This window comes from Pseudomonas sp. Irchel s3b6 (assembly GCF_900187415.1).
Classification (GTDB): domain Bacteria; phylum Pseudomonadota; class Gammaproteobacteria; order Pseudomonadales; family Pseudomonadaceae; genus Aquipseudomonas.
In genome coordinates this window covers 263,974-287,381 of record NZ_FYDM01000004.1, presented here as the reverse complement: position 1 = coordinate 287,381, position 23,408 = coordinate 263,974, and the positions used below count along the sequence as shown (strand labels likewise).

The window sequence follows — 23,408 nt, the reverse complement described above, 5'->3', positions numbered from 1 at the left end:
AAGCTTTTACCTTTTCTGGTTGGCTAAAGACCAAGAGTAACGATTATTCTCACAACGAAACAGGAGGCCACAAGCCGTACTTCTGTAGTTTTACTACTCGTATATACATTCGAAAGGCTGAAATGGCCGACGATTTGTAGTAAAACTACACGCCGCCGAGTCAACCTACCGGCAATCCAAGAATTCATAACGTCTGCCCACAAGGCCAGTCGCTAACTCAGGCAACCGATTCTGGTAGCCTTTCCGCCCTGGAGCAAGCCATGCAAGACCTCGATCCCGTCGAAACCCAGGAATGGCTGGACGCCCTGGAATCGGTTCTCGACAAAGAAGGCGAAGACCGTGCTCACTATCTGATGACCCGTATGGGCGAACTTGCGACCCGCAGCGGCTCGCAGCTCCCTTACGCCATCACCACGCCGTACCGCAACACCATCCCTGTGACCCACGAAGCACGCATGCCTGGCGACCTGTTCATGGAACGCCGCATTCGCTCGTTGGTACGCTGGAACGCGATGGCCATGGTGATGCGTACGAACCTGAAAGATTCTGACCTGGGCGGTCACATCTCCAGCTTCGCCTCCAGCGCAACCCTGTATGACATCGGCTTCAACTACTTCTTCCAGGCCCCGACCGACGAACACGGCGGCGACCTGATCTACTTCCAGGGCCACACCTCGCCAGGCGTTTACGCCCGTGCGTTCATGGAAGGCCGCATTACCGAAGACCAGATGAACAACTTCCGCCAGGAAGTCGACGGCCAGGGCTTGTCGTCCTATCCGCACCCTTGGCTGATGCCTGACTTCTGGCAGTTCCCGACCGTATCCATGGGTCTGGGCCCGATCCAGGCGATCTACCAGGCACGTTTCATGAAGTACCTGGAACACCGTGGCTTCATCCAGCCAGGCAAACAGAAAGTCTGGTGCTTCCTGGGCGACGGCGAGTGCGACGAGCCGGAATCCCTGGGCGCGATCTCCCTGGCCGGCCGCGAGAAGCTGGACAACCTGATCTTCGTCATCAACTGCAACCTGCAGCGCCTCGACGGCCCGGTTCGCGGCAACGGCAAGATCATCCAGGAACTCGAAGGCGTGTTCCGCGGCGCTCAATGGAACGTGACCAAAGTCATCTGGGGCCGTTTCTGGGACCCTCTGCTGGCCAAGGACGTCGACGGCATCCTGCAACGCCGCATGGACGAAGTCATCGACGGCGAGTACCAGAACTACAAAGCCAAAGACGGCGCGTTCGTACGTGAGCACTTCTTCAACACGCCGGAACTCAAGGCGATGGTTGAAGACCTGTCCGACGACGAGATCTGGAAACTCAACCGTGGCGGCCACGACCCGTACAAGGTCTACGCGGCCTACCACGAAGCGGTCAACCACAAAGAACAACCGACCGTCATCCTGGCCAAGACCATCAAGGGTTATGGCACCGGCGCCGGCGAAGCGAAGAACACCGCGCACAACACCAAGAAGGTCGATGTCGACAGCCTGAAGTTGTTCCGCGATCGTTTCGATATCCCGGTCAAAGACGACGAACTCGAAAACCTGCCGTTCTTCAAACCGGAAGAAGGCAGCGCCGAAGCCCGCTACCTGAGCGAGCGCCGTACCGCACTGGGCGGCTTCGTGCCTCAGCGTCGCGCCAAGAGCTTCAGCATCCCGACCCCGCCACTGGACACCCTCAAGGCAATCCTGGACGGCTCGGGCGACCGTGAAATCTCCACCACCATGGCCTTCGTGCGAATCCTCGCGCAACTGGTCAAGGACAAGGAAATCGGCCCGCGCATCGTTCCGATCATCCCGGACGAAGCCCGTACCTTCGGTATGGAAGGCATGTTCCGTCAGTTGGGCATCTACTCGTCCGTTGGCCAGCTCTACGAGCCAGTCGATAAAGACCAGGTGATGTTCTACAAGGAAGACCAGAAGGGCCAGATCCTCGAAGAAGGCATCAACGAAGCGGGCGCCATGAGCTCCTTCATCGCGGCCGGTACTTCGTACTCCAGCCACAACCAGCCGATGCTACCGTTCTACATCTTCTACTCGATGTTCGGCTTCCAGCGTATCGGCGACCTGGCCTGGGCCGCTGGCGACAGCCGTACCCGTGGCTTCCTGATCGGCGGCACCGCCGGCCGTACCACCCTGAACGGTGAAGGCCTGCAACACGAAGACGGTCACAGCCACCTGCTGGCTTCCACCATCCCGAACTGCCGCACCTACGATCCGACCTACGGCTACGAGCTGGCGGTGATCATTCAGGACGGCATGCAGAAGATGACCGAAGAGCAACAGGACGTCTTCTACTACATCACCGTGATGAACGAGTCGTACCAGCAGCCAGCCATGCCGGCCGGTGCCGAGGAAGGCATCAAGAAAGGCATGTACCTGCTCGAAGAAGACACCCGCGAAGCGGCGCACCACGTTCAGCTGATGGGCTCCGGCACCATCCTGCGTGAAGTCCGTGAAGCGGCGAAGATTCTGCGTGAAGAGTTCAACGTCGGCGCTGACGTCTGGAGCGTTACCAGCTTCAACGAACTGCGTCGCGACGGCCTGGCCGTTGAGCGCACCAACCGTCTGCACCCGGGCCAGAAGCCTAAGTTGAGCTACGTTGAAGAGTGCCTGAACGGCCGTAAAGGCCCGGTCATTGCCTCTACCGACTACATGAAACTGTTCGCCGAGCAGATCCGTCAGTGGGTACCGTCCAAGGAATTCAAAGTCCTGGGCACCGACGGTTTCGGCCGCAGCGACAGCCGCAAGAAACTGCGTCATTTCTTCGAAGTCGACCGTCATTTCGTGGTGTTGGCAGCCCTTGAAGCACTGGCTGACCGTGGTGACATCGAACCTAAGGTCGTGGCTGAAGCCATCGCCAAGTTCGGTATCAACCCGGAAAAACGCAACCCACTGGACTGCTGAGGAGAGACTCTGTGAGCGAACTCATTCGCGTACCTGACATCGGCAGCGGTGAAGGTGAAGTAATTGAACTGATGGTCAAGGTCGGTGATCGCATCGAAGCCGACCAGAGCCTGCTGACACTTGAGTCGGACAAGGCGAGCATGGAGATTCCGGCCCCCAAGGCCGGCGTCATCAAGAGCCTGAAAGTGAAGCTGGGCGATCGCCTGAAAGAAGGCGACGAACTGATGGAACTGGAAGTCGAGGGTGCCGCTGCGGCACCCGCGGCGCCAGCCGCTGCTCCTGCTCCGGCCGCCGCGGCTCCTGCTGCTGCGCCAGCACCGGCTGCTGCCCCAGCGCCAGCTGCGGCACCTGCTGCTGCCACCATTCAGGACATCCACGTCCCGGATATCGGCTCGTCGGGCAAGGCCAAGATCATCGAGCTGCTGGTCAAGGTCGGCGACACCGTCGAGGCTGATCAATCGCTGATCACCCTGGAATCCGACAAGGCCAGCATGGAAATCCCTTCGCCGGCTGCCGGCGTGGTGGAAAGCATCGCGGTCAAACTCGAAGACGAAGTCGGCACTGGCGACTTTATCCTCAAGTTGAAAGTGGCGGGCGCTGCGGCACCGGCTGCGCCAGCACAAGCGGCGGCTCCCGCGCCAGCGGCGGCACCGGCTGCTGCACCAGCCCCGGCTGTCAAAGCCGAGGCTGCGCCAGCCCCGGTTGCAGCACCTGCGCCAAGCGGCGCCAAGGTGCATGCAGGCCCGGCAGTACGCCAGCTGGCCCGCGAGTTCGGCGTCGAGCTGAATGCAGTGAGCCCAAGCGGCCCACACGGCCGTGTGCTCAAGGAAGACGTACAGGTTTACGTCAAAGCCATGATGCAAAAGGCCAAAGAAGCTCCGGCTGCAGGCGCAACCGGCGGTGCCGGTATTCCACCGATTCCGGTCGTGGATTTCAGCCGCTTCGGTGAAACCGAAGAAGTGCCGATGACCCGCCTGATGCAGATCGGCGCGTCGAGCCTGCATCGCAGCTGGTTGAACATCCCGCACGTGACTCAGTTCGACTCGGCTGATATCACCGAGCTGGAAGCGTTCCGCATCGCTCAGAAAGCCGTTGCAGAGAAGGCTGGCGTCAAGCTGACCATCCTGCCGCTGCTGCTCAAGTCGTGCGCGCACCTGCTCAAGGAACTGCCGGACTTCAACAGTTCGCTGGCGCCAAGCGGCAAAGCGATCATCCGCAAGAAGTACGTGAACATCGGCTTCGCGGTCGACACCCCGGATGGCCTGCTGGTACCGGTCATCAAGAACGTCGACCAGAAGAGCCTGTTGCAACTGGCAGCCGAAGCCGCCGCGCTGGCAGCCAAAGCCCGCGACAAAAAGCTCACCGCTGACGACATGCAAGGCGCCTGCTTCACGATCTCCAGCCTCGGCCACATTGGCGGCACCGGCTTCACGCCGATCGTCAACGCGCCGGAAGTGGCGATCCTCGGTGTTTCCAAGGCAACCATCCAGCCTGTCTGGGACGGTAAAGCCTTCCAGCCGAAACTGATGCTGCCGCTATCGCTGTCCTACGACCACCGTGTGATCAACGGCGCCGCTGCGGCCCGTTTCACCAAGCGTCTGAGCGACCTGCTGGGCGACATCCGCACCATCCTGCTGTAAGACCGGGCGGCCCTCCCTCAACGGAGGGCCACTCGCGTTCCACGTTTTCCGAGCGCCACGCTCGTACCTCAACCCCGCCAATTTGGCGGGGCTTTTTTTGCCCGCAAAACAGCCCGCCACCTAGCACTGTCTTCAACACTCGTTGAAAGCATGCCCCCTGCCTACAAACAAAAAATAATCGGTACCACATCGACAGTTTACTCAGCCCACACCTGCAGTCTGCTTATCCATCAATATTTATCGTCTTGCGAGCAATAGGATAAGTTCAACACAGCACACTAAGTGCTTTGCCACAACATACTGACCTCCACAGTTATATTGCGAACGGACTCGAAAATGTTCAAACTTAGCGTCGGCCCGATTATTGGCCATACAACAACTAATCACACACGTATATTCCTCCGTGGGAACCTGAAAAAGAATAACCCGGCATTTGCTGGAATACGTTATCGCCGCGCGGGTGATACCGATTGGTCCAACTCATTGTTTACTGCCTTGACACCCCTTCGCGACATGTCGAATGTCATCGCACTCAACAACCTGTCCAGCGATACTCAGTATGAATATCAGGCAGGCTGGTTCACTACCGGCAGTGCGACACACTCCCAGGAAACCCTGAAGGAGTTGCCACTGCAATGGCCCACAGAGATCTACCGCTTTCGTACCACTTCCAGTCAAGCCACCACACCTCGAAGCTACATGGTTGGCTCTTGTCGCTATTTACGCATGACGCTAGGCATCCCGTCATTGCCATCAAAGGGCGATAAGATCTACTCGGCTGTCTACCGCCTGGCACAAAAGTCCTCGCCACCTGCCAGCGCCTTTATCATGACAGGCGATCAGGTTTATGTAGACGATATGAACATTGTTGCGCCAGACCGTGAATACAAAGACATACTTAGCAAGTATCGAGCAGCCTTTTCTCAGCCGCACATCCAGGAATTAATGGCATCTCTCCCGACATACATGATTCTGGACGACCACGAAATAGAAGATAACTGGCCAGCCAAGGCCAACAACGATACAACGCTTTATCGTAATGCAATAACCGCGTATGAAATCTACCAAGCCAGCCATAGTCCCGTTCATGAACTGACGCCCGACGGACAACCAGACCGAACGCTGAAACACTATTGGTATCAGTTCTCGCAGGGAGATCTCGAATGGTTCGTGACCGACAGCCGAACCCGTCGCAATCTCTCAGCTGACGATCGTCGCATCCTCGACACGGAACAGGAACACTTCCTGCTCGAGTGGCTGATCAACAGCCCGGCGCGCGTCAAATTCGTGGTGACCAGCGTCATGCTCTACCCCGACAGCAAAAGCCAGGACAACGACGCCTGGAAAGGCTTCCCCGAGCAACGCCTGCGCATCCTGGAAACCATCCGCCACAACAAGATCAAGAACGTAGTGTTCGTGACCGGTGATGTTCACGGCTCACTCACCTGCCGCCTGCGTCACAGCCAGGACCCCGACTTCGAAGTACACACCCTCGTGTCCTCCCCGCTGTGCAACAGCGCATGGCTGCCCTACGCCAAAGCGTCGACATTCATCCTGGACCGCCCCCTGATGCAAACGCCTACGGGTGACTATCACCTCCAGTTAACAAGTGCAGTGGTCAGCCAGGACAACTTTGCCCACATGATTGTCGGCACAGAACAGATCCAAGTGGACTACTACGACCCAAACGGCAAGGTCTTGCAATCAGCACACATCCCACTGCACAACAACCTGTCGTAGCGACCGGAGAGACGTTGCGTGCGTCGTTGAAGAGCCCCATCCGGCACGATGACCAACAGGATGCCTGTCGCTGGCACGCCTGCCACAAAAGCAAACACCCTCACAGGCGGCAAGGGTTTCAGTTGTTTACTGCAGAAACCCTTCTTCCTGCCGATACGCTCTCATAGCACTTAGCCTTGATCCTCACTTGTCAGTCACTGCGCCATGATGCAACCTTGCCGCAGGCAGCAGTTAAGAGGGCGTGAGCCCGGCGCGTTCAGCACTTTCGAAGCGAGTTTCTTTCATGAAAAGCCATCCCGATGCCGCCAGCCGTATGGTGGCCGAGGTAGTGACGCAGTTGCCAGTGCCCTCGCGGCTCGGCATGCTGCGTTTCGAACGGCTGAATGAAGCAAGCTGGGCCCTGCTATTTCTCGACCCCAACTGCGAACGCCAGTTCGGCTTGCCCGCTGTCGAGCTCTGCGCTCTGGTTGGCTCGCCCTACGCGAGCCTGATGGAGCCCGAAGCCCGCTATCAATTGCACGACACCATCCAGCAGCAACTGACACAAAGCCCCCATTACCTGATCCGGTACACCCTCCACACCGCCCAGGGCTCCCTGAGCCTGCTTGAACTGGGTGAGGCCTACAAACAGCACAATCGTCACCTGCTACGCGGCTATCTGCTGGTGGTCGACGGCCTGTTCGAAAACGATACGCTACTGTCGGCACTCGACCTGGAAACCCAGAACTCGCGCCTGCAAATCGCCCTGGAACTGAACCAGCGCGCCCAGCAGGAGCAACTGCTGCACCTGGAGCGCGTACGCGCCCAGCAGGACTTGATCCTGCTGCTCACACGCCAGCGCTACAGCAGCGGCAATTCGCTGCAGGAAGCGGCCCAACTGATCACCCGCAGTGCCTGCGACATCTACCAGATCGACAGCGCAAGCCTGTGGAACCTTGAAGGCCAGCACTTGGTAGCGGTTTCCGCCTACCACCGCGCCTCCCAGGAGTACCGGCTACCCGAGGCGATCGACGTCAGCGACTGCCCTGATTATCTGGAAGCCCTGCACACCTGCCGCGCCATTGACGCTCATAATGCGATGCACGACCCACGCACCCGGGAAATGGCCGAGAGCCTGCGCCCGCGCGACGTCAACGCCATGCTCGACGCCAGCATCCGCGTCGACGGCCACGTGGTGGGCGTGCTCTGCCTGGAACAGACCGGCGTGACCCGCGCCTGGCAATCGGACGAGATTGCCTTCGCCGGGGAGTTGGCCGACCAGTTCGCCCAAGTCATCAACAACCACAATCGCCGCAAGGCCACCAGCGCCTTGCACCTGTTCCAGCGTGCGGTGGAGCAGAGCGCCAACGCCTTTTTGCTGGTCAACCGCGACGGCGTGGTCGAGTACGTCAACCCAAGCTTCACGGCCATCACCCAGTACAGCACCGAAGAAGTCCACGGCCATCGTCTGTCGGAACTGCCGGCGCTGGAAAACCTCAGCGAACTGCTGTTCGACGCGCCCTCGAGCCTGGCCAAGAGCAACAGCTGGCAAGGCGAGTTCAGAAGCCGGCGCAAGAACCTGGAACCCTATTGGGGCCAGCTGTCGATCTCCAAGGTATACGGGGACAACCGCGAGCTGACCCACTACATCGGCATCTACGAAGACATCACCCAGACCAAGCTCGCTCAACAACGCATCGAGCGCCTGGCCTACACCGACAACCTGACCAACCTGGGCAATCGCCCGGCGTTCATTCGCAACCTCGACGAGCGTTTTGCCCGCGACAGCGACAGCCCGATCTGCCTGTTGCTGGTGGACATCGACAACTTCAAGCGGATCAACGACAGCCTCGGCCACCAGACCGGCGACAAGTTGCTGATCAGCCTGGCGCGACGCTTGCGCAACAGCCTGAGCCCGAGTGGCAGCCTGGCGCGTTTTGCCAGCAATGAATTTGCGGTGCTACTGGACGACACCCACCTGAATGCCGGCCAACAAATTGCCAGCCAGCTGCTGATGACGCTGGATAAACCGATGTTCGTCGACAACCAGTTGATCAGCGTCACCGGCTCCGTGGGCGTGGCCTGCGCGCCTTTGCACGGCCGCGACCCACAGACCCTGATGCGCAATGCCGGGCTGGCCCTGCACAAGGCCAAGGCCAATGGCAAGCATCAGGTCCAGGTCTTCACCGAAGCGCTGAACGCCGAGGCCAGTTACAAGCTGTTCGTGGAAAACAACCTGCGCCGCGCCCTGACGCAAAATGAACTGGACGTGTTCTACCAGCCCAAGCTGTGCCTGCGCACTGGCCGCTTGTTGGGGATGGAGGCGCTGTTGCGTTGGGACCATCCAGAAAAGGGCATGATTCGTCCGGATCAGTTCATCAGCGTCGCCGAAGAGACCGGACTGATCATCCCCATCGGCAAATGGATCGCCCGACAAGCCTGCCGCATGAGCAAAGCCCTGACCGCTGCCGGCCTGGGCAACCTGCAGGTGGCGATCAACCTGTCACCCAAGCAATTCTCCGACCCGGACCTGGTGTCGTCGATCGCCGGCATTCTCAAGGACGAACAACTGCCCGCCCAACTGCTGGAGCTGGAACTGACGGAAGGCCTGCTGCTGGAGGCCACCGAAGACACGCACTTGCAACTCGACCAACTCAAGCGCCTGGGCCTTACCCTGGCCATGGACGACTTCGGCACCGGCTACTCGTCGCTCAGCTACCTGAAGAAATTCCCGATCGACATCATCAAGATCGATCGCAGCTTCATTCATGAAATCCCGGACAACCAGGACGACATGGAAATCACCTCGGCCGTGATCGCCATGGCCCATAACCTGAAGCTCAAAGTGGTTGCCGAAGGCATCGAGACCGCCGAACAGCTGGCGTTCCTGCGTCGCCACCGCTGCGACGTCGGCCAGGGCTACCTATTCGACCGACCGATCCCGGGCTTTGATCTGATCGAGAAGCTCAAACGCTATCCACGCGGCCCAAACGCCTGACAGCGCTGTAACACTCGGGCACACTGACACTCTACTTAATCGACATCCCCAACCTGACTGGAGGACCGATCATGGTCTTGCGTTCGGAAATTCTGGTGAACAAAAACGTGCTCCCTACTAAAGAACAAGCTCTGCCTGGCCGCGAATCCCCGATGACCGTGCCGGAGAAACACTTCGTCAATAAGGATCAGTACATGCTCGGTCCATTCATTGGCAATGTGGAGTTCGCGATCTTCGGCCTGGGCTGTTTCTGGGGTGCGGAACGTAAGTTCTGGCAGCGCGAAGGCGTCGTGAGCACGGCGGTGGGTTATGCCGGTGGCTTCACACCAAACCCGACCTACGAAGAAGTCTGCTCGGGCCTGACCGGCCACACGGAAGTGGTGTTGGTGGTGTATGACCAGGATCAGATCAGCTACAAGGAACTGCTGGCCATGTTCTGGGAACTGCACAACCCGACGCAGGGCATGCGCCAGGGCAACGACATCGGCACCCAGTACCGTTCGGTGATCTACGCGGTCAAACCTGAACAACTGGACGAAGCCAAGGCCAGCGAGAAAACGTTCCAGGCAGAACTGACCAAGGCCGGGCTGGGCACCATCACCACCGAAATCGAACAGGCCCCGACCTTCTACTACGCCGAGGCCTATCACCAGCAGTACCTGGCAAAGAACCCAGAAGGCTACTGCGGGATCGGCGGCACCGGCGTCACCTGCCCGATCTGATTTTCGGACCATCAAAAGCATCGCGGGCAAGCGGAACGCCGCCCGGCCCGCTCCCACATTAGGTTGGGAGCGGGCTTGCCCTAATACCGATCAGTTAAGCCATGACGCGATCCGTAGCAGCTGGCGAAGCCAGCGTTCGGCTGCGCAGCAGTCACAAAGTCAAACATTGGGTGAGCATGCCCACCACGCACATCGTCGGCGAAATCGGCAGTAATGACTCTGATGGACGACGGGTTTTCCGGGGTGCCAAGAGCAAGAGCGCCATCGTTTAATAGGCACGCAAAACCGTCGCACCCTACAGCCCGAACAGAGCGGCCAGCTAAGAGTGTGAGCAGGGCAACCAAACAACACTCCACCGATTTTTTATTGCGCACTTGGCCTGCGTAAATTGCGCCAACACGCTAACAAGGCATTGGAAGGATTGATGTGAGACGCTTCTATTGCCATGGTCAGAAACCTCCTCTATTTCAGAATGATGTATCAGAACTTGATAAGGAAATTTCTTAAGCTTGTCGCGTAGACTTTAAATTCTATGCACTCCAATAAAGATGAATTGTGAGACATTGCTTGATAATCGATGAAATTACATAAAGGTGCCGCGGCGCTTTAACTGGCTGTTCTCATTTGCTTGCATTTTCAGAAGCGTCCTACATTTTTTGTTTTATATTTTTGTCATGCTTTGGTGGCTTCTGGTGCTGGGGCAGATCATTGAAACTCCAATGGGGGAATGAACGTGATTCTTAAAAACGGCCATGGATGTCTTACTCAAGCAAACTTCCACTTATTATATTTAGCTCGCTAAGGTCTATGTTTCCAAAGAAAGTTTCGTGAGCGAGGGTGCGCGCTCTTCGAAAGAGTATAAAGCGCTGGAATGCGAGTTGGGCAAAGGCAACATGGCCATAACCGTTTATACAAAATTCTATTGTTATGGTGATTGCATGGATGAGTCATGTGGAAATTCCAATATTTTCCGTCTGACAGATTTTGAAAAAGAGGGTATTCGCGATGCACTGGTGGGTGTTTGCTACGAGCCGACAGGGGGTCACAATTACATTCAGAAGATTCGTACGACTGCATATCGGATGTTTCCGGAGCGTTTGATTGAAAAACTCGAGTCGCTGAAAAACGACGATGCGTCTTACTGCGTGTTCGAAAATCTTCCAGTGGATGATGCGTTCGGTAGTCCACAACGAGATGCAGACAGTTTTGGTTTTAAAAATGGGTACCTGTCCGAAAACGTATTAGTAGCGTTAGGCAGTTTGATTGCAGAGCCTTACTCCATCGAGCACGAGGGACCGAAACTGGTAAATGACCTTGTTCCGCACCCTGAGGCGGCAGCCGAATACACCGGAAACGGGTCGGAGGTGGAATTGGACTTGCACACTGAGAACGCCTTCCAGACTTACGACACCCGTGGCGACACATCGCCATTAGCTCTAATGCTGTTTGGGGTTCGCAGCGACCCATATACCTCAGGCCCGAAAACTTGGGTTTCCGATGCTAGGGAAGCGCTCAAGACGCTGAGCGAAATGGACATTCAACTGTTATACGGCAAGCATTTCATAATCCGGCAGCCTTATCGCTGGAGAAACAGCGGCGCTCAATCTGGCGAAACCCGCTTGTATCCAATATTGACCGGGCCGATATCTCATCCTCGGGTCACCGCTGCGTTTTATCCAGATATGGTTATCGCCGTTGATGAGGCGGCAAAAAAAGCCTATTCGAAATTTTACGAAGCCCTTAAACAAGTCGCCCACGCAATAGATATCCAGCCTGGAAAATTAGTGTACATAAACAATCGATTTACTCTGCACTCCCGTGACAAGTTCATACCCAGCTTCGACCCGAAAGGTCACGCGTATCGTTGGGTCCAGCGCGTGTTTCTCACCAATAACCTGTGGAACTTTCGAACGTTCAAAAAGAACGGTACTCGAATTTTTGAACCCTTGCCTACTGATTTCAAGAGGTGAAGTAAATGTCCGATGCGAAACGCTACACGTCAATAATCCATAATATAGGCACGTTCCTAACGGGCGATCTCGACATTCCGCTCATTGATGCAGACACACTGGTCAGCGTTGACGGCATGATTACGTATGTCGGCCGCATTGAAGATGTAGAGTTTTCAAATGCAGATCTTCTGATCGACGCAAAACAAAGCACCGTAATGCCCGGCTTGATCGACAATCACACTCACCCGACCCTTGGTGAATATAGCCCACGATCCGGTAACCATAATTGGATCTGGCATTCACTGCAGGGTGGAGTCACGACCATGATTTCTGCTGGGGAAGTACACGTTCCAGGGCTACCCACTGACAGAGTCGGCACTATCGCAATGGCAATTGCTGCCCAGCGCTCTTTCTCCAACACCCGCCCTTCGGGGATAAAAATGGAGGCAGGTGCACCACTGCTCAATGATGAGTTTACGGATCAAGACTTTGCCGAAATGGTTGCCCAAGGCATCAACCAACTGGGAGAGGTCGGCATAGGCCCGGTCAAATCCGTAAGCCGCGCAGCTGAGTTGGTCAAGATAGCTCGCAAGCACGGCATGACTTCTATTACCCACACCGGCGGTCCTTCTATTTCCACCTCTCAGAGAATGGACGCAGAACAGATCCTTGAAATTGCGCCGGACATTATCGGGCATATCAATGGCGGCTATACCGCATTGGCGCCAAGCCAAATTCGGTGTCTGTGTGAGGGCTGCCTGGGTGCTTTGGAAATCGTACATAACGGGAACGAGTTCGCGGCGGTGACCACCTTGAACTACGCAAGAGAAATGAACCAACTCGACCGTATAGTAATTGGAACAGATTCGCCCGCTGGCTGCGGGGTTCCCACGCTCGGCATGCTCAGAGCCATCGCCTTGCTCAGTAGTTTCGGCGACGTACCTCCGGAAAAGGCTGTCTGCTTTGCAACGGGCAATACTGCAAAGGTGCGAAAGTTGAACCGCGGAATTCTGAAAGTCGGAAGAGAAGCCGACATTCTGATCGCATGCGGCCCTTTGGGTGGCGCAGAGCCCAGCGTATTGGGCAGTTTCAGCAGCGGCGACCTTCCGAGCATCACCTCGATTCTGATTGATGGGCGCCTGGTAGTGAAGCAATCCAAGAACTCACCACCGCCATCCGTCACACCTGAAATAACACTCCGCACCTAAATAGAGGCGCCCTGTGAGGGATGCCGGTTTGAGAACATTTGCATGCATAGAATCCTACCCGGAATCACCCGCAGAGGGCCTACTGTCTTGGCCTCCGGTTGCGCGATTGGATTGGCTATCCCTCATCTTGCTGACTTGGCGAGACCATTGCTGCCCGTCATGGTATTCATATTTGTATTAGGTGCTCTCCTGCGCATCAACAACACTGAGGTAATAAGAGCGGCAAGAAACATTAAAATATCGCTGATATTTCCAACCTTGATGGTTGTTGTTTGCCCTTACCTTTTCGGAGTGGTTTCGTTCTATCTCAGTGGTAATCAGGAATTGTCTCTTGCTATCGCCATCGCCGTTGCAGCCCCGCCGGCCAGCGGAAATGCTGCAGTGGCGAGAATGCTCGGACTTGACCCCTCCATGTCGCTGGTGACCGCTCTCTGCTCAATGGCAATTATCCCTATTAGCGCTCCGCTGATACTCCATGTTTTCGCTGATGGACTTTCACTCTTCATAGACCCTATTGATCTGGCCATCAGACTGGCAATATTGATAGGGGGCGCCGAAGGGGCCGCGTTATTGATACGTCGCCTTTCGCAAACGTTTGTTGCAACACATGGTTTGGCAATCGATGGTGTAGTCGTGATTGCTCTTTTCTTTTTTGCAGTAGGGACGATGGCAGGCATGCAACTGATCATTTTGGATAAACCCTCGCTGGCCATTTCAATGATAGCTATCGCCTACTGCATAAATGTTTGCCTACAACTGATCATGGGCTGTCTGTACCCCGGATCATTGACATCGAAATTCACCATGGCACTTAACGGCGGTAACAGAAATGTTGGGCTATTATGGTCTGCTCTTGGCGTCAGCCTGTCCCCTACCATGGCGTTGTTTTTCGCATGCTGCCAACTGCCTATCCACACCATGCCGAAGATACTGCAGTTTGTTTTACCTAAGATTGAGAGCTTTTTGAGTAAGCTAGCTGTAAGTAAAAATCAAACTTGAACTATTACCGCCTGGAATTTCATACAAAATTACGCTCACACAAGTAAATATCAGGCAGATCGCGGAGCTTTCATCGCTGGTGTCCAAGTCCTGTAGGTGAATCGGAGGCTTGTCGCAGGGCTAGGAGGCTTTGCCCATTACCCAGTTAAGGATCAGAAAACCTGGCTTCCGAAAGAGGTTGCGGAGTGATGTTTATTCAATGACTTGGCAGTCATCAGCGTCAAAAAATATCCCATCTTCTTCTAAAGCCACACAATAGTGGTGCTCTCGTTCGAAGCCGTTAAACTGCCCCAGCCATTCATTTTCCTCTTGAGGCTGTGTGCATGAAATTTCGTTTTCTGCTGTGGATGCTGGGTTTGTTGATGGGTAAGGCCAGCCGGACCAATCCGGCTTTTCAGCAGCAGTTGGGTGACAAGGATTTGGTGTTTCAGCTACAGACCCTGGACGGGAAAGTGGCGCGGCATTTCCGCGTGAAGGACCAGCGCATCACCAGTCAATCGGGTGTGCATGCCGAGCCTGCGTTTGCGATTGCCTTTAAGGACGCAGCTTATGGCTTTGCCACGATGCAGGCGAAGAACAAGCAGTTGGCATTCATGACGGGGATTCAGGACAAGTCGATCCAGATCAAGGGCAACCCGGCGCTGGTGATCTGGTTCCAGGGGCTGAGCAAGTATTTGAAGCCGAAGAAGGCGTAGGGGCGAGCTTGCTCCGGGCGGCGTTCCGACGAGAAACTCAAGTACCCCGGGTTTATCCAGGACGCACGCGTCATCGTTGACGGCCTTCGCGGGCAAGCCCTAATGCCAGTCAGTTAAGCCCTCCAGTTTTCTTTTTGGAGTATTTTACAGGCCTGGGCTTGACTACCCTTGGGTAACTTCGCGGTCGCCTGGCAGGCAACATGAAGTGTTGAGCCTGGGACCGCAGTGCTGCCAGTCGCTGAGGAATCGTACCTGGCGTTTCCAGCGGGCAGAACCGTAGCGCGTTGGTCACCGCTTGAGCCAACCAGAGGAAGCTTAAGTGGTGCGGCGCCACCTTCATTTCTCCAGCCATCAAGCGCATTTCCTGACGGATCAAATTGTAGGCCAGCAGGGTCCCCCACAGTTCCTGGCGCACCAGATCAGGGTGTTTACTGCGTAGTTGTTCGCCTTTAAGCAGATTTTGCTTGATTTCGCGATAACCCAATTCGATTTCCCAGCGTTCGTTGTAGTGCCCTGCCACCTGATTGGCAGGGTAACGTTCAGCATCGGTCAACGAAGTGAGATAGCGGCGCGGTTTGTCGTCTATCGAGTACTCAATCAGTCGTGCATGCCAATGGGTGGGAAGGTCCGGACGTTGCTTGAGAGCGTCTCGAGAAACGGTCAGTCGCACGAGCCAATCACCCACGCCCAACTCTTCGATCACTTCGTATTTAAGTGGTTTGCGTGCTCGCATGAGCCAATGCCGCTCAGTGCCACTTTGTTGCCAATCAAGCAAGAGGACTGCGGAGTAGTAGGCTCGATCAAAAATCGTCACCGAGTGATCGCTCACCGCTTTTTCCAACCCCTTCGCATGGCGAAGCTCACCGACAGCAAACTCGCCAAAACAGGCGGCTCGAATCAAGTAACTATGGGTATCCATCAGGCAAACACCACGTACTTGCGGCCAGGCTCCATCTCCCGAGTGAGTCCGCCCGCCACCAAAGGCCTGGCGGTTCTCCGGCGTGTCGGGAGTGGACCAAACCACGCCGTCTACCGCAAAGCTACGCAACCCCAAAAAGCCAGCCGAAGCCGGCTGCTCAGCACAGCTCCATGCTTCGGCCAATTGCTTAAACAGTGCGACCAGCGGTGCCTCTCCGAGCCGTTGCCTAGCCTGGACTGCGGCACTGGGGCAGGTACTTTCGCTTCGCCCAGAGCCAATCCTAGTTGTTGCACGATGAGCCAAATCGGTTCGCTCTTGAACAAGGCCAACCCAACCACCAGCCACACAATGCGCGCGGCCGGCAAGCGTCTGCGGCGAATAGAGACCGTACCGGTCGACAGCTGCGCCTGCTCAATCCACGCAGGGTCAATCAGCTGTGCAAAGCGCTCGAAGGAGATTGGATTAAGCTTGGTAAGTTCTTGAAGGTCGTTTTGGAGGGGCATGAAGCGAGCTCATAAAAACATAAGACCGTTTCTAATATTGCTTGGCGGCCAAGTCAATTCCTTAACTGACTGGCATTAGGGCAAGCCCGCGATAGCGTCAGACCAGACGCCGAAGAATCCACCAATCAACTCTCGGCAATCAACCAATCCATCTGCCACCCACCCTGGGTCTGGCCAAGCTTCTGCGCCAGCCAGGGCAGCAGCTCCCGCAGCTCCTCTTCCAGCCCCCACGGAGGATTGGCAATGGCCATCCCGGAGCCATTCAGGCTGTTGGGCGTATCCAGCGGATGCACCAGCAGTTCCACGCGCAACAGCTTCGGCGCGCCCGTACCGGCCAGGTCCTGATAGAAGCGACGCAACAGGCGCTGGTCCTTGACCGGGTACCAGATCGCTACCACGGATTGCCGCATCCGGCCAATCGCCTCTTTGAGGGAGGCGGCGCAGCGCTGCATCTCATCGAGCTTCTCGAACGGCGGATCGATCAGCATCAACCCACGCTTCTCGGGTACCGGCAACAACGCACGCGGGACATGCCAGCCTTCGCCAAGGTGCACCTTGACCCGGCGATCGCCCTTCATGTTGTCCTTGAGCAGCAAGCCGTCTTCTGGATGTTTCTCGTTGAGCAGTACCCTGTCTTGCGGGCGAGTCAGGCGTCGTGCCAGCTCTGGCGAACCAGGGTAGTAGCGTAACTGGCCATCCGGGTTCATTTCATGCAGCACCTGCATGTAGTCCGCCGTCAGCAGCGGCAGATCCGGCTCGCCCCACAAACGTGCGATACCTTCCAGGTATTCACCGGTACGGCTGGCCTGGTCGCCTTGCAGGTCATACAGACCAATGCCGGCGTGGGTGTCGAGATAGGCAAACGGCTGTTCCTTGCGCGACATCAGGGCGATGAGGCGGGTCAAGGTCAGGTGTTTGAACACGTCGGCGTGATTGCCGGCGTGGAAGGCGTGACGATAATTCATGGCTGCTCCTGCGAAGGAGGCGAAGTTTACCCTGTACCGCGCCCAACGTCAGGGGTTCGCAGCCGAGCGGCCCCCAGGACGCCAGCCATGCCGGTATCCGCCGAGCGGAACCCGCACAAAAAAACGGCCCGCATCCAATTGGCTGCGGGCCGTTTTTTATCAGTGCTTAATCAGGGTATTTGCCCTGGCAATCACTTGTTCAGGTGGAAATCTTTCTCGGCGGCGGCAAAACGCTGCAGCATGCCGGCCGTTGGCTCACCCATCTTGCTGACCAGGAAAATGGCCAGGCTGGCGAAGATGAAGCCCGGGATGATTTCGTACAGGCCCAGCAGTTCGAAATGCTTCCAGACGATCACGGTGAGAGCACCGACCACGATACCGGCCAGAGCGCCGTTACGGGTCATGCCTTTCCACAGTACCGAGATCAGTACAACCGGACCGAAGGCAGCACCGAAGCCGGCCCAGGCGTAGCTGACCAGACCCAGTACGCGGTTTTCCGGGTTGGCGGCCATCACGATGGCAACCAGTGCTACGGCCAGCACCATGGCACGACCGATCCACACCAGCTCAAGCTGGGAAGCGTTCTTGCGCAGGAAAGCCTTGTAGAAGTCTTCGGTCAGGGCGCTCGAGCACACCAGCAACTGGCAGCTCAGGGTGCTCATCACGGCAGCCAGAATGGCCGACAGCAGCACGCCAGCGATCCATGGGTTGAACAGGATCTTGGCCAGTTCGATGAACACACGCTCGTGGTTCTCACTGACCGGCATCGCCACGGCCGGATTCGCCGAGAAGTAAGCAATGCCGAAGAAACCGACTGCAACGGTACCGCCCAGGCACAGGATCATCCAGGTCATGGAAATACGACGGGCATTGGCAATCGATTTCACCGAATCCGCCGCCATGAAGCGCGCCAGGATGTGCGGCTGACCGAAGTAACCCAGGCCCCAGCCCATCAGCGAGATGATGCCGATGAACGTCGTGCCCTTGAGCATGTTGAAGTTGTCAGGGTTCTGCGCTTCGATCGCCAGGAACGTGGTGTCGACGCCACCGGTGGCCAGCAGCACGATGATCGGCGTCAGCAACAGGGCGAAGATCATCAGCGTGGCTTGTACGGTGTCAGTCCAGCTTACCGCCAGGAAACCACCAACGAAGGTGTAGGCAATCGTTGCCGCAGCACCGGCCCACAGCGCGGTCTCGTAGGACATGCCGAAGGTGCTTTCGAACAGACGGGCGCCCGCCACAATGCCGGAGGCGCAATAGATGGTGAAGAACACCAGAATCACGACGGCCGAGATAATACGCAGCAAGCCGCTCTTGTCTTCAAAACGGCTGGAGAAGTAGTCCGGCAGTGTCAGCGCGTCACCGTTGTGTTCGGTCTGTACTCGCAGACGACCGGCTACAAACAGCCAGTTCAGGTAGGCACCGATGACCAGGCCGATGGCGATCCAGCTCTCAGACAGGCCAGACATGTAGATGGCACCCGGCAGGCCCATCAACAACCAGCCACTCATGTCGGAAGCGCCGGCGGAGAGCGCGGTCACGACGCTGCCCAGGCTACGGCCACCCAGAATGTAGTCGGAGAGGTTGTTGGTGGAGCGATAGGCCATGAAGCCGATCAGCACCATTGCTGCGATGTAGATCACGAACGTGATCAAGGTTGGATTGCTAGCACTCATTGAGTTACGCCCTGGCTTTGTTTTTATGTAGCTGCGGTCTGCTGAACCGCCGCCAAACGATTACGTTTGAAAGACGATCGGGTAATCCGCGCATTTATGACTGATGTTTCCCCAGGAAAGCCATCAGCCGATGAACTGTCTCGTGGACGGTTGCACCTTGGGCGCGAATGCTATTCAACAAAGCAAATAAGGTGCAACCAGTTTCGCCCGAATAAGTTGCACCTAGTCGGAAATATTTTTTAGGTAAAGGTTTCTTGCTCCTTTTCGGAGCAAGAAACATCGCTAACCCAGACAAACAGCACCAAGCAGGAGCAGCACCCGCGTAGCAGAATTTATTTCCTGACGAGCTGCCTGTTTTTCCGGCAAAAAAAGGTTGCACCCGGTTGCACCTCTTTCGGCGCACGGCTAATCTTGCCGCCAGCTGATGCCACGCAGTCGTGGCAAACATGAGGATAAAAATATGGCTACCACCACCCTTGGGGTCAAACTCGACGACCCGACCCGCGAACGCCTCAAGGCCGCCGCGACCTCGATTGATCGCACGCCGCACTGGTTGATCAAGCAGGCGATTTTCAATTACCTGGAAAAACTCGAGGGTGGTGCAACCCTGACCGAACTCAATGGTTCGGTCCGTCCTGAGCTGGATGAAGGCGCCGACATTCACGTCGACCACGCACACCAGTGCTTCCTTGAATTCGCTGAGAGCATCCTGCCGCAATCGGTACTGCGTGCTGCGATCACCGCCGCCTACCGTCGTCCAGAGCCGGAAGTGGTACCCATGCTGCTGGAGCAGGCTCGCCTGCCGGCACCGATGGCAGAAGCCACCAACAAGCTGGCCGCCTCGATTGCTGAAAAACTGCGCAATCAGAAGAGCGCCGGTGGCCGTGCCGGCATCGTGCAGGGCCTGCTGCAGGAATTCTCCCTGTCGTCCCAGGAAGGCGTGGCACTGATGTGCCTGGCCGAAGCGCTGCTGCGTATTCCGGACAAGGGCACTCGTGACGCCCTGATTCGCGACAAGATCAGTACCGGTAACTGGCAGCCGCACCTGGGCAACAGCCCGTCGCTGTTCGTCAACGCCGCGACCTGGGGCCTGCTGCTGACCGGCAAGCTGGTCTCCACCCATAACGAAGCAGGCCTGACCTCGTCCCTGAGCCGCATCATCGGCAAGAGCGGCGAGCCGATGATCCGCAAGGGCGTCGACATGGCCATGCGCCTGATGGGCGAGCAGTTCGTGACCGGCGAAACCATCGCCGAAGCCCTGGCCAACGCCAGCAAGTTTGAAGCCAAAGGCTTCCGCTACTCCTATGACATGCTCGGTGAAGCCGCACTGACCGAGCATGACGCGCAGAAATACCTCGCGTCCTACGAGCAAGCCATCCACTCGATCGGCAAGGCGTCCCACGGTCGCGGCATTTATGAAGGCCCGGGCATCTCGATCAAGCTGTCGGCCCTGCACCCGCGTTACAGCCGTGCCCAGTACGAGCGCGTGATGGACGAGCTGTACCCGCGCCTACTGTCGCTGACCCTGCTGGCCAAGCAATACGACATCGGCCTGAACATCGACGCCGAAGAAGCCGACCGCCTGGAGCTGTCGCTGGATCTGCTGGAGCGCCTGTGCTTCGAGCCGCAACTGAGCGGCTGGAACGGTATCGGTTTCGTGATCCAGGCGTACCAGAAGCGTTGCCCGTATGTAATCGACTACGTGATCGACCTGGCTCGCCGCAGCCGTCATCGCCTGATGATCCGCCTGGTAAAAGGCGCCTACTGGGACAGCGAAATCAAGCGCGCCCAGGTCGAAGGCCTGGAAGGCTATCCGGTCTACACCCGCAAGGTGTACACCGACGTTTCCTACATCGCCTGCGCGCGCAAACTGCTGTCGGTACCGGAAGTCATCTACCCGCAGTTCGCCACGCACAACGCCCACACCCTGTCGGCCATCTACCATATCGCCGGGCAGAACTACTACCCGGGCCAGTACGAGTTCCAGTGCCTGCACGGCATGGGTGAGCCGCTGTACGAACAGGTTGTAGGCAAGGTGTCCGAGGGCAAGCTGAACCGTCCGTGCCGCGTGTACGCACCGGTCGGCACCCACGAAACCCTGCTGGCGTACCTGGTACGTCGCCTGCTGGAAAACGGCGCGAACACCTCGTTCGTCAACCGTATCGCCGACCAGTCCATCTCCATCCAGGAGCTGGTAGCCGACCCGGTGAACCAGATCGAGCAGATGGCCACGCTGGAAGGCGGCTTCGGCCTGCCGCACCCGCGCATTCCACTGCCACGCGACCTGTACGGCAGCGAGCGCGCCAACTCCAGCGGCATCGACATGGCCAACGAACACCGCCTGGCATCCTTGTCCTGCGCCCTGCTGGCCAGCGCCCACAACAACTGGAAAGCCGCGCCGATGCTCGGTTGCGCCTCCAGCACTGAAACGCCTGCGCCGGTGTTGAACCCCTCGGACCTGCGTGACGTAGTCGGCCATGTACAGGAAGCGACCGTCGAAGACGTCGACAACGCCATCCAGTGCGCCCTCAACGCCGCTCCGATCTGGCAGGCCACCCCGCCAGCCGAACGCGCCGCGATCCTGGAACGTGCCGCCGACCTGATGGAAGCCGAGATCCAGCCGCTAATGGGCCTGTTGGCCCGCGAAGCTGGCAAGACCTTCGCCAACGCCATCGCCGAAGTGCGTGAAGCCGTGGACTTCCTGCGTTACTACGCGGTGCAGGCCCGCAACGATTTCACCAACGACGCCCACCGCCCACTGGGCCCAGTGGTGTGCATCAGCCCGTGGAACTTCCCGCTGGCGATTTTCAGCGGTCAAGTCGCCGCCGCACTGGCCGCCGGTAACCCGGTCCTGGCCAAGCCGGCCGAACAGACCCCACTGGTGGCGGCGCAAGCCGTGCGCTTGCTGCTCGAGGCCGGGATCCCGGAAGGCGTGCTGCAATTGCTGCCGGGCCGTGGCGAAACCGTGGGTGCCGGCCTGGTGGGCGATGATCGCGTCAAAGGCGTGATGTTCACCGGCTCCACCGAAGTCGCGCGACTGTTGCAACGCAATATCGCCGGCCGCCTGGACTCCCAGGGCCGTCCGATCCCGCTGATCGCCGAAACCGGTGGCCAGAACGCAATGATCGTCGACTCCTCGGCGCTGACCGAACAAGTGGTCATCGACGTGGTTTCGTCGGCCTTCGACAGCGCCGGCCAGCGTTGCTCGGCCCTGCGCGTACTGTGTCTGCAGGAAGATTCGGCAGACCGCGTGATCGAAATGCTCAAGGGCGCCATGGCTGAATGCCGTCTCGGCAACCCGGAACGCCTGTCCGTGGACATCGGCCCGGTGATCGACGCCGAAGCCAAGGCGGGCATCGAGAAACACATCCAGGGCATGCGCGACAAAGGTCGCAACGTGTACCAGGTCGCGATCGCCAATGCCGAAGAAATCAAACGCGGCACCTTCGTCATGCCCACCCTGATCGAACTGGAAAGCTTCGACGAACTGCAACGCGAGATCTTTGGTCCGGTGCTGCACGTGGTGCGCTACAAGCGTAAAGAGATCGATCAACTGATCGAGCAGATCAACGCTTCCGGTTATGGCCTGACGCTGGGCGTGCACACGCGCATCGACGAGACCATCGCCAAGGTGATCGACAACGTCAACGCCGGTAACGTCTACGTCAACCGCAACATCGTGGGTGCCGTGGTCGGCGTGCAACCGTTCGGCGGCGAAGGCCTGTCGGGCACCGGCCCGAAAGCCGGTGGTCCGCTTTACCTGTACCGCCTGCTGTCGACCCGCCCTGGCGACGCCATCGAGCAATCCTTTGCCCGTGCCGACGCCGAAACCGCGCCGGACGTCCGTCTGCGTGATGCCATGAGCAAGCCGCTGACTGCCCTGCAAGCCTGGGCCGACAGCCACAAGCTCAGCGACCTGAGCGCCCTGTGCGTGAAGTTCGCCGCGCAATCGCAGAGCGGTATCACCCGCGTATTGGCAGGCCCGACCGGCGAGCGCAACAGCTACGCCATCCTGCCGCGCGAACACGTGCTGTGCCTGGCGGAAATCGAAGTCGACCTGCTGACCCAACTGGCAGCGGTACTGGCCGTGGGTGGCTCGGCAGTCGTGCCGGAGAATGAGCTGAGCAAGGCACTGCTGGCGCGCCTGCCAAAAGACGTGCAAGCACGCATCAAGCTGGTCGCTGACTGGACCAAGGACGAAGTGGTCATCGATGCGGTACTGCATCACGGTCACTCCGACCAGTTGCGCGCGGTCTGCCAGCAAGTGGCAACCCGTGCCGGCGCCATCGTCGGGGTTCACGGCCAGGCGCCGGGCGAAACCGGCATTGCGCTGGAACGCCTGGTGATCGAGCGCGCGCTGAGCGTCAACACCGCAGCGGCCGGTGGTAACGCCAGCCTGATGACGATCGGTTAAAAACAGCTGCAAGTTTCAAGCTTCAAGCGGCAAGTAAGAGCAGTTTGCGGTGTTCGCAATGTGCTTTTACTTGCCGCTTTTAGCTTGCTGCT

13 protein-coding genes and 1 pseudogene are annotated in these 23,408 nt (G+C 57.7%); 10 read left to right on the top strand and 4 right to left on the bottom strand.

All coding sequences use genetic code 11. The features are described 5' to 3' along the window. Window positions 1-260 precede the first annotated feature (260 nt). From aceE to CKW07_RS09660, 9 genes are all read left to right on the top strand, one after another. Entirely contained in the window at window positions 261-2,906 is a 2,646-nt protein-coding gene (aceE, locus tag CKW07_RS09700) for a pyruvate dehydrogenase (acetyl-transferring), homodimeric type (RefSeq protein ID WP_095144690.1), read from the top strand. 11 nt (window positions 2,907-2,917) lie between these two features. Then, window positions 2,918-4,546, top strand: coding sequence for a dihydrolipoyllysine-residue acetyltransferase (aceF, locus tag CKW07_RS09695; protein ID WP_095144689.1), 1,629 nt, complete (start codon window positions 2,918-2,920; stop codon window positions 4,544-4,546). A gap of 336 nt (window positions 4,547-4,882) precedes the next feature. Beyond that, window positions 4,883-6,286: an alkaline phosphatase gene (locus tag CKW07_RS09690; RefSeq protein ID WP_095144688.1), complete on the top strand. Its 1,404-nt coding sequence runs from the start codon at window positions 4,883-4,885 to the stop codon at window positions 6,284-6,286. A 283-nt stretch (window positions 6,287-6,569) separates the two neighbouring features. Further along, window positions 6,570-9,263: a bifunctional diguanylate cyclase/phosphodiesterase gene (locus CKW07_RS09685; protein WP_095144687.1), complete on the top strand. Its 2,694-nt coding sequence runs from the start codon at window positions 6,570-6,572 to the stop codon at window positions 9,261-9,263. A gap of 71 nt (window positions 9,264-9,334) precedes the next feature. Beyond that, window positions 9,335-9,985 (top strand): peptide-methionine (S)-S-oxide reductase MsrA, encoded by a 651-nt coding sequence (gene msrA / locus CKW07_RS09680; protein WP_095144686.1) that lies wholly within the window; start codon window positions 9,335-9,337, stop codon window positions 9,983-9,985. Between the two features lie 827 nt (window positions 9,986-10,812). Continuing rightward, complete coding sequence (locus tag CKW07_RS09675; protein WP_095144685.1) at window positions 10,813-11,955, top strand: TauD/TfdA family dioxygenase; 1,143 nt, start codon at window positions 10,813-10,815, stop codon at window positions 11,953-11,955. Between the two features lie 5 nt (window positions 11,956-11,960). Then, the gene (locus tag CKW07_RS09670) at window positions 11,961-13,145 is read left to right on the top strand and encodes an amidohydrolase family protein (protein WP_095144684.1); all 1,185 of its coding nucleotides are present in this window, start codon (window positions 11,961-11,963) and stop codon (window positions 13,143-13,145) included. Between the two features lie 42 nt (window positions 13,146-13,187). Then, on the top strand, window positions 13,188-14,144 hold the full coding sequence (locus tag CKW07_RS09665) for a hypothetical protein (RefSeq protein ID WP_095144683.1): 957 nt from the start codon (window positions 13,188-13,190) through the stop codon (window positions 14,142-14,144). 323 nt (window positions 14,145-14,467) lie between these two features. Continuing rightward, window positions 14,468-14,839 carry a helicase gene (locus CKW07_RS09660; RefSeq protein ID WP_095144682.1) on the top strand — a complete coding sequence of 124 codons (372 nt, stop codon included), beginning with the start codon at window positions 14,468-14,470 and terminating at the stop codon, window positions 14,837-14,839. A gap of 109 nt (window positions 14,840-14,948) precedes the next feature. On the opposite strand, the gene CKW07_RS09655 is transcribed toward CKW07_RS09660, so the two are convergent. The 4 genes and pseudogenes from CKW07_RS09655 to putP all read right to left on the bottom strand — a co-directional run bounded on the left by CKW07_RS09655 (window position 14,949) and on the right by putP (window position 18,902). Continuing rightward, complete coding sequence (locus CKW07_RS09655) at window positions 14,949-16,103, bottom strand: IS4 family transposase (protein WP_141234444.1); 1,155 nt, start codon at window positions 16,101-16,103, stop codon at window positions 14,949-14,951. Then, window positions 16,007-16,261: pseudogene (locus tag CKW07_RS25955) on the bottom strand (transposase domain-containing protein); the annotation flags it as partial. The pseudogene CKW07_RS25955 and the gene CKW07_RS09655, both read right to left, overlap by 97 nt. Before the next feature lie 125 nt (window positions 16,262-16,386). Beyond that, entirely contained in the window at window positions 16,387-17,226 is an 840-nt protein-coding gene (locus CKW07_RS09645; protein WP_095144680.1) for a 23S rRNA (adenine(2030)-N(6))-methyltransferase RlmJ, read from the bottom strand. Window positions 17,227-17,417: 191 nt separating this feature from the next. After that, window positions 17,418-18,902 carry a sodium/proline symporter PutP gene (gene putP, locus CKW07_RS09640; RefSeq protein WP_095144679.1) on the bottom strand — a complete coding sequence of 495 codons (1,485 nt, stop codon included), beginning with the start codon at window positions 18,900-18,902 and terminating at the stop codon, window positions 17,418-17,420. A 460-nt stretch (window positions 18,903-19,362) separates the two neighbouring features. Here putP and putA point away from each other — a divergent pair, with 460 nt between their 5' ends. Then, window positions 19,363-23,316, top strand: a complete 3,954-nt coding sequence (putA, locus tag CKW07_RS09635) for a trifunctional transcriptional regulator/proline dehydrogenase/L-glutamate gamma-semialdehyde dehydrogenase (RefSeq protein WP_095144678.1) — start codon at window positions 19,363-19,365, stop codon at window positions 23,314-23,316. The last annotated feature ends 92 nt before the right edge of the window (window positions 23,317-23,408 follow it).

Excerpts from the sequence above, each read along its gene's own strand:
- CKW07_RS09660 (WP_095144682.1), top strand. The coding sequence starts at position 14,468 with ATGAAATTTCGTTTTCTGCTGTGGATGCTGGGTTTGTTGATGGGTAAG.
- CKW07_RS09645 (WP_095144680.1), bottom strand. The coding sequence starts at position 17,226 with ATGAATTATCGTCACGCCTTCCACGCCGGCAATCACGCCGACGTGTTC.
- msrA (WP_095144686.1), top strand. The coding sequence starts at position 9,335 with ATGGTCTTGCGTTCGGAAATTCTGGTGAACAAAAACGTGCTCCCTACT.
- aceE (WP_095144690.1), top strand. The coding sequence starts at position 261 with ATGCAAGACCTCGATCCCGTCGAAACCCAGGAATGGCTGGACGCCCTG.
- CKW07_RS09665 (WP_095144683.1), top strand. The coding sequence starts at position 13,188 with ATGCATAGAATCCTACCCGGAATCACCCGCAGAGGGCCTACTGTCTTG.
- CKW07_RS09670 (WP_095144684.1), top strand. The coding sequence starts at position 11,961 with ATGTCCGATGCGAAACGCTACACGTCAATAATCCATAATATAGGCACG.
- CKW07_RS09690 (WP_095144688.1), top strand. The coding sequence starts at position 4,883 with ATGTTCAAACTTAGCGTCGGCCCGATTATTGGCCATACAACAACTAAT.
- putA (WP_095144678.1), top strand. The coding sequence starts at position 19,363 with ATGGCTACCACCACCCTTGGGGTCAAACTCGACGACCCGACCCGCGAA.
- CKW07_RS09685 (WP_095144687.1), top strand. The coding sequence starts at position 6,570 with ATGAAAAGCCATCCCGATGCCGCCAGCCGTATGGTGGCCGAGGTAGTG.
- putP (WP_095144679.1), bottom strand. The coding sequence starts at position 18,902 with ATGAGTGCTAGCAATCCAACCTTGATCACGTTCGTGATCTACATCGCA.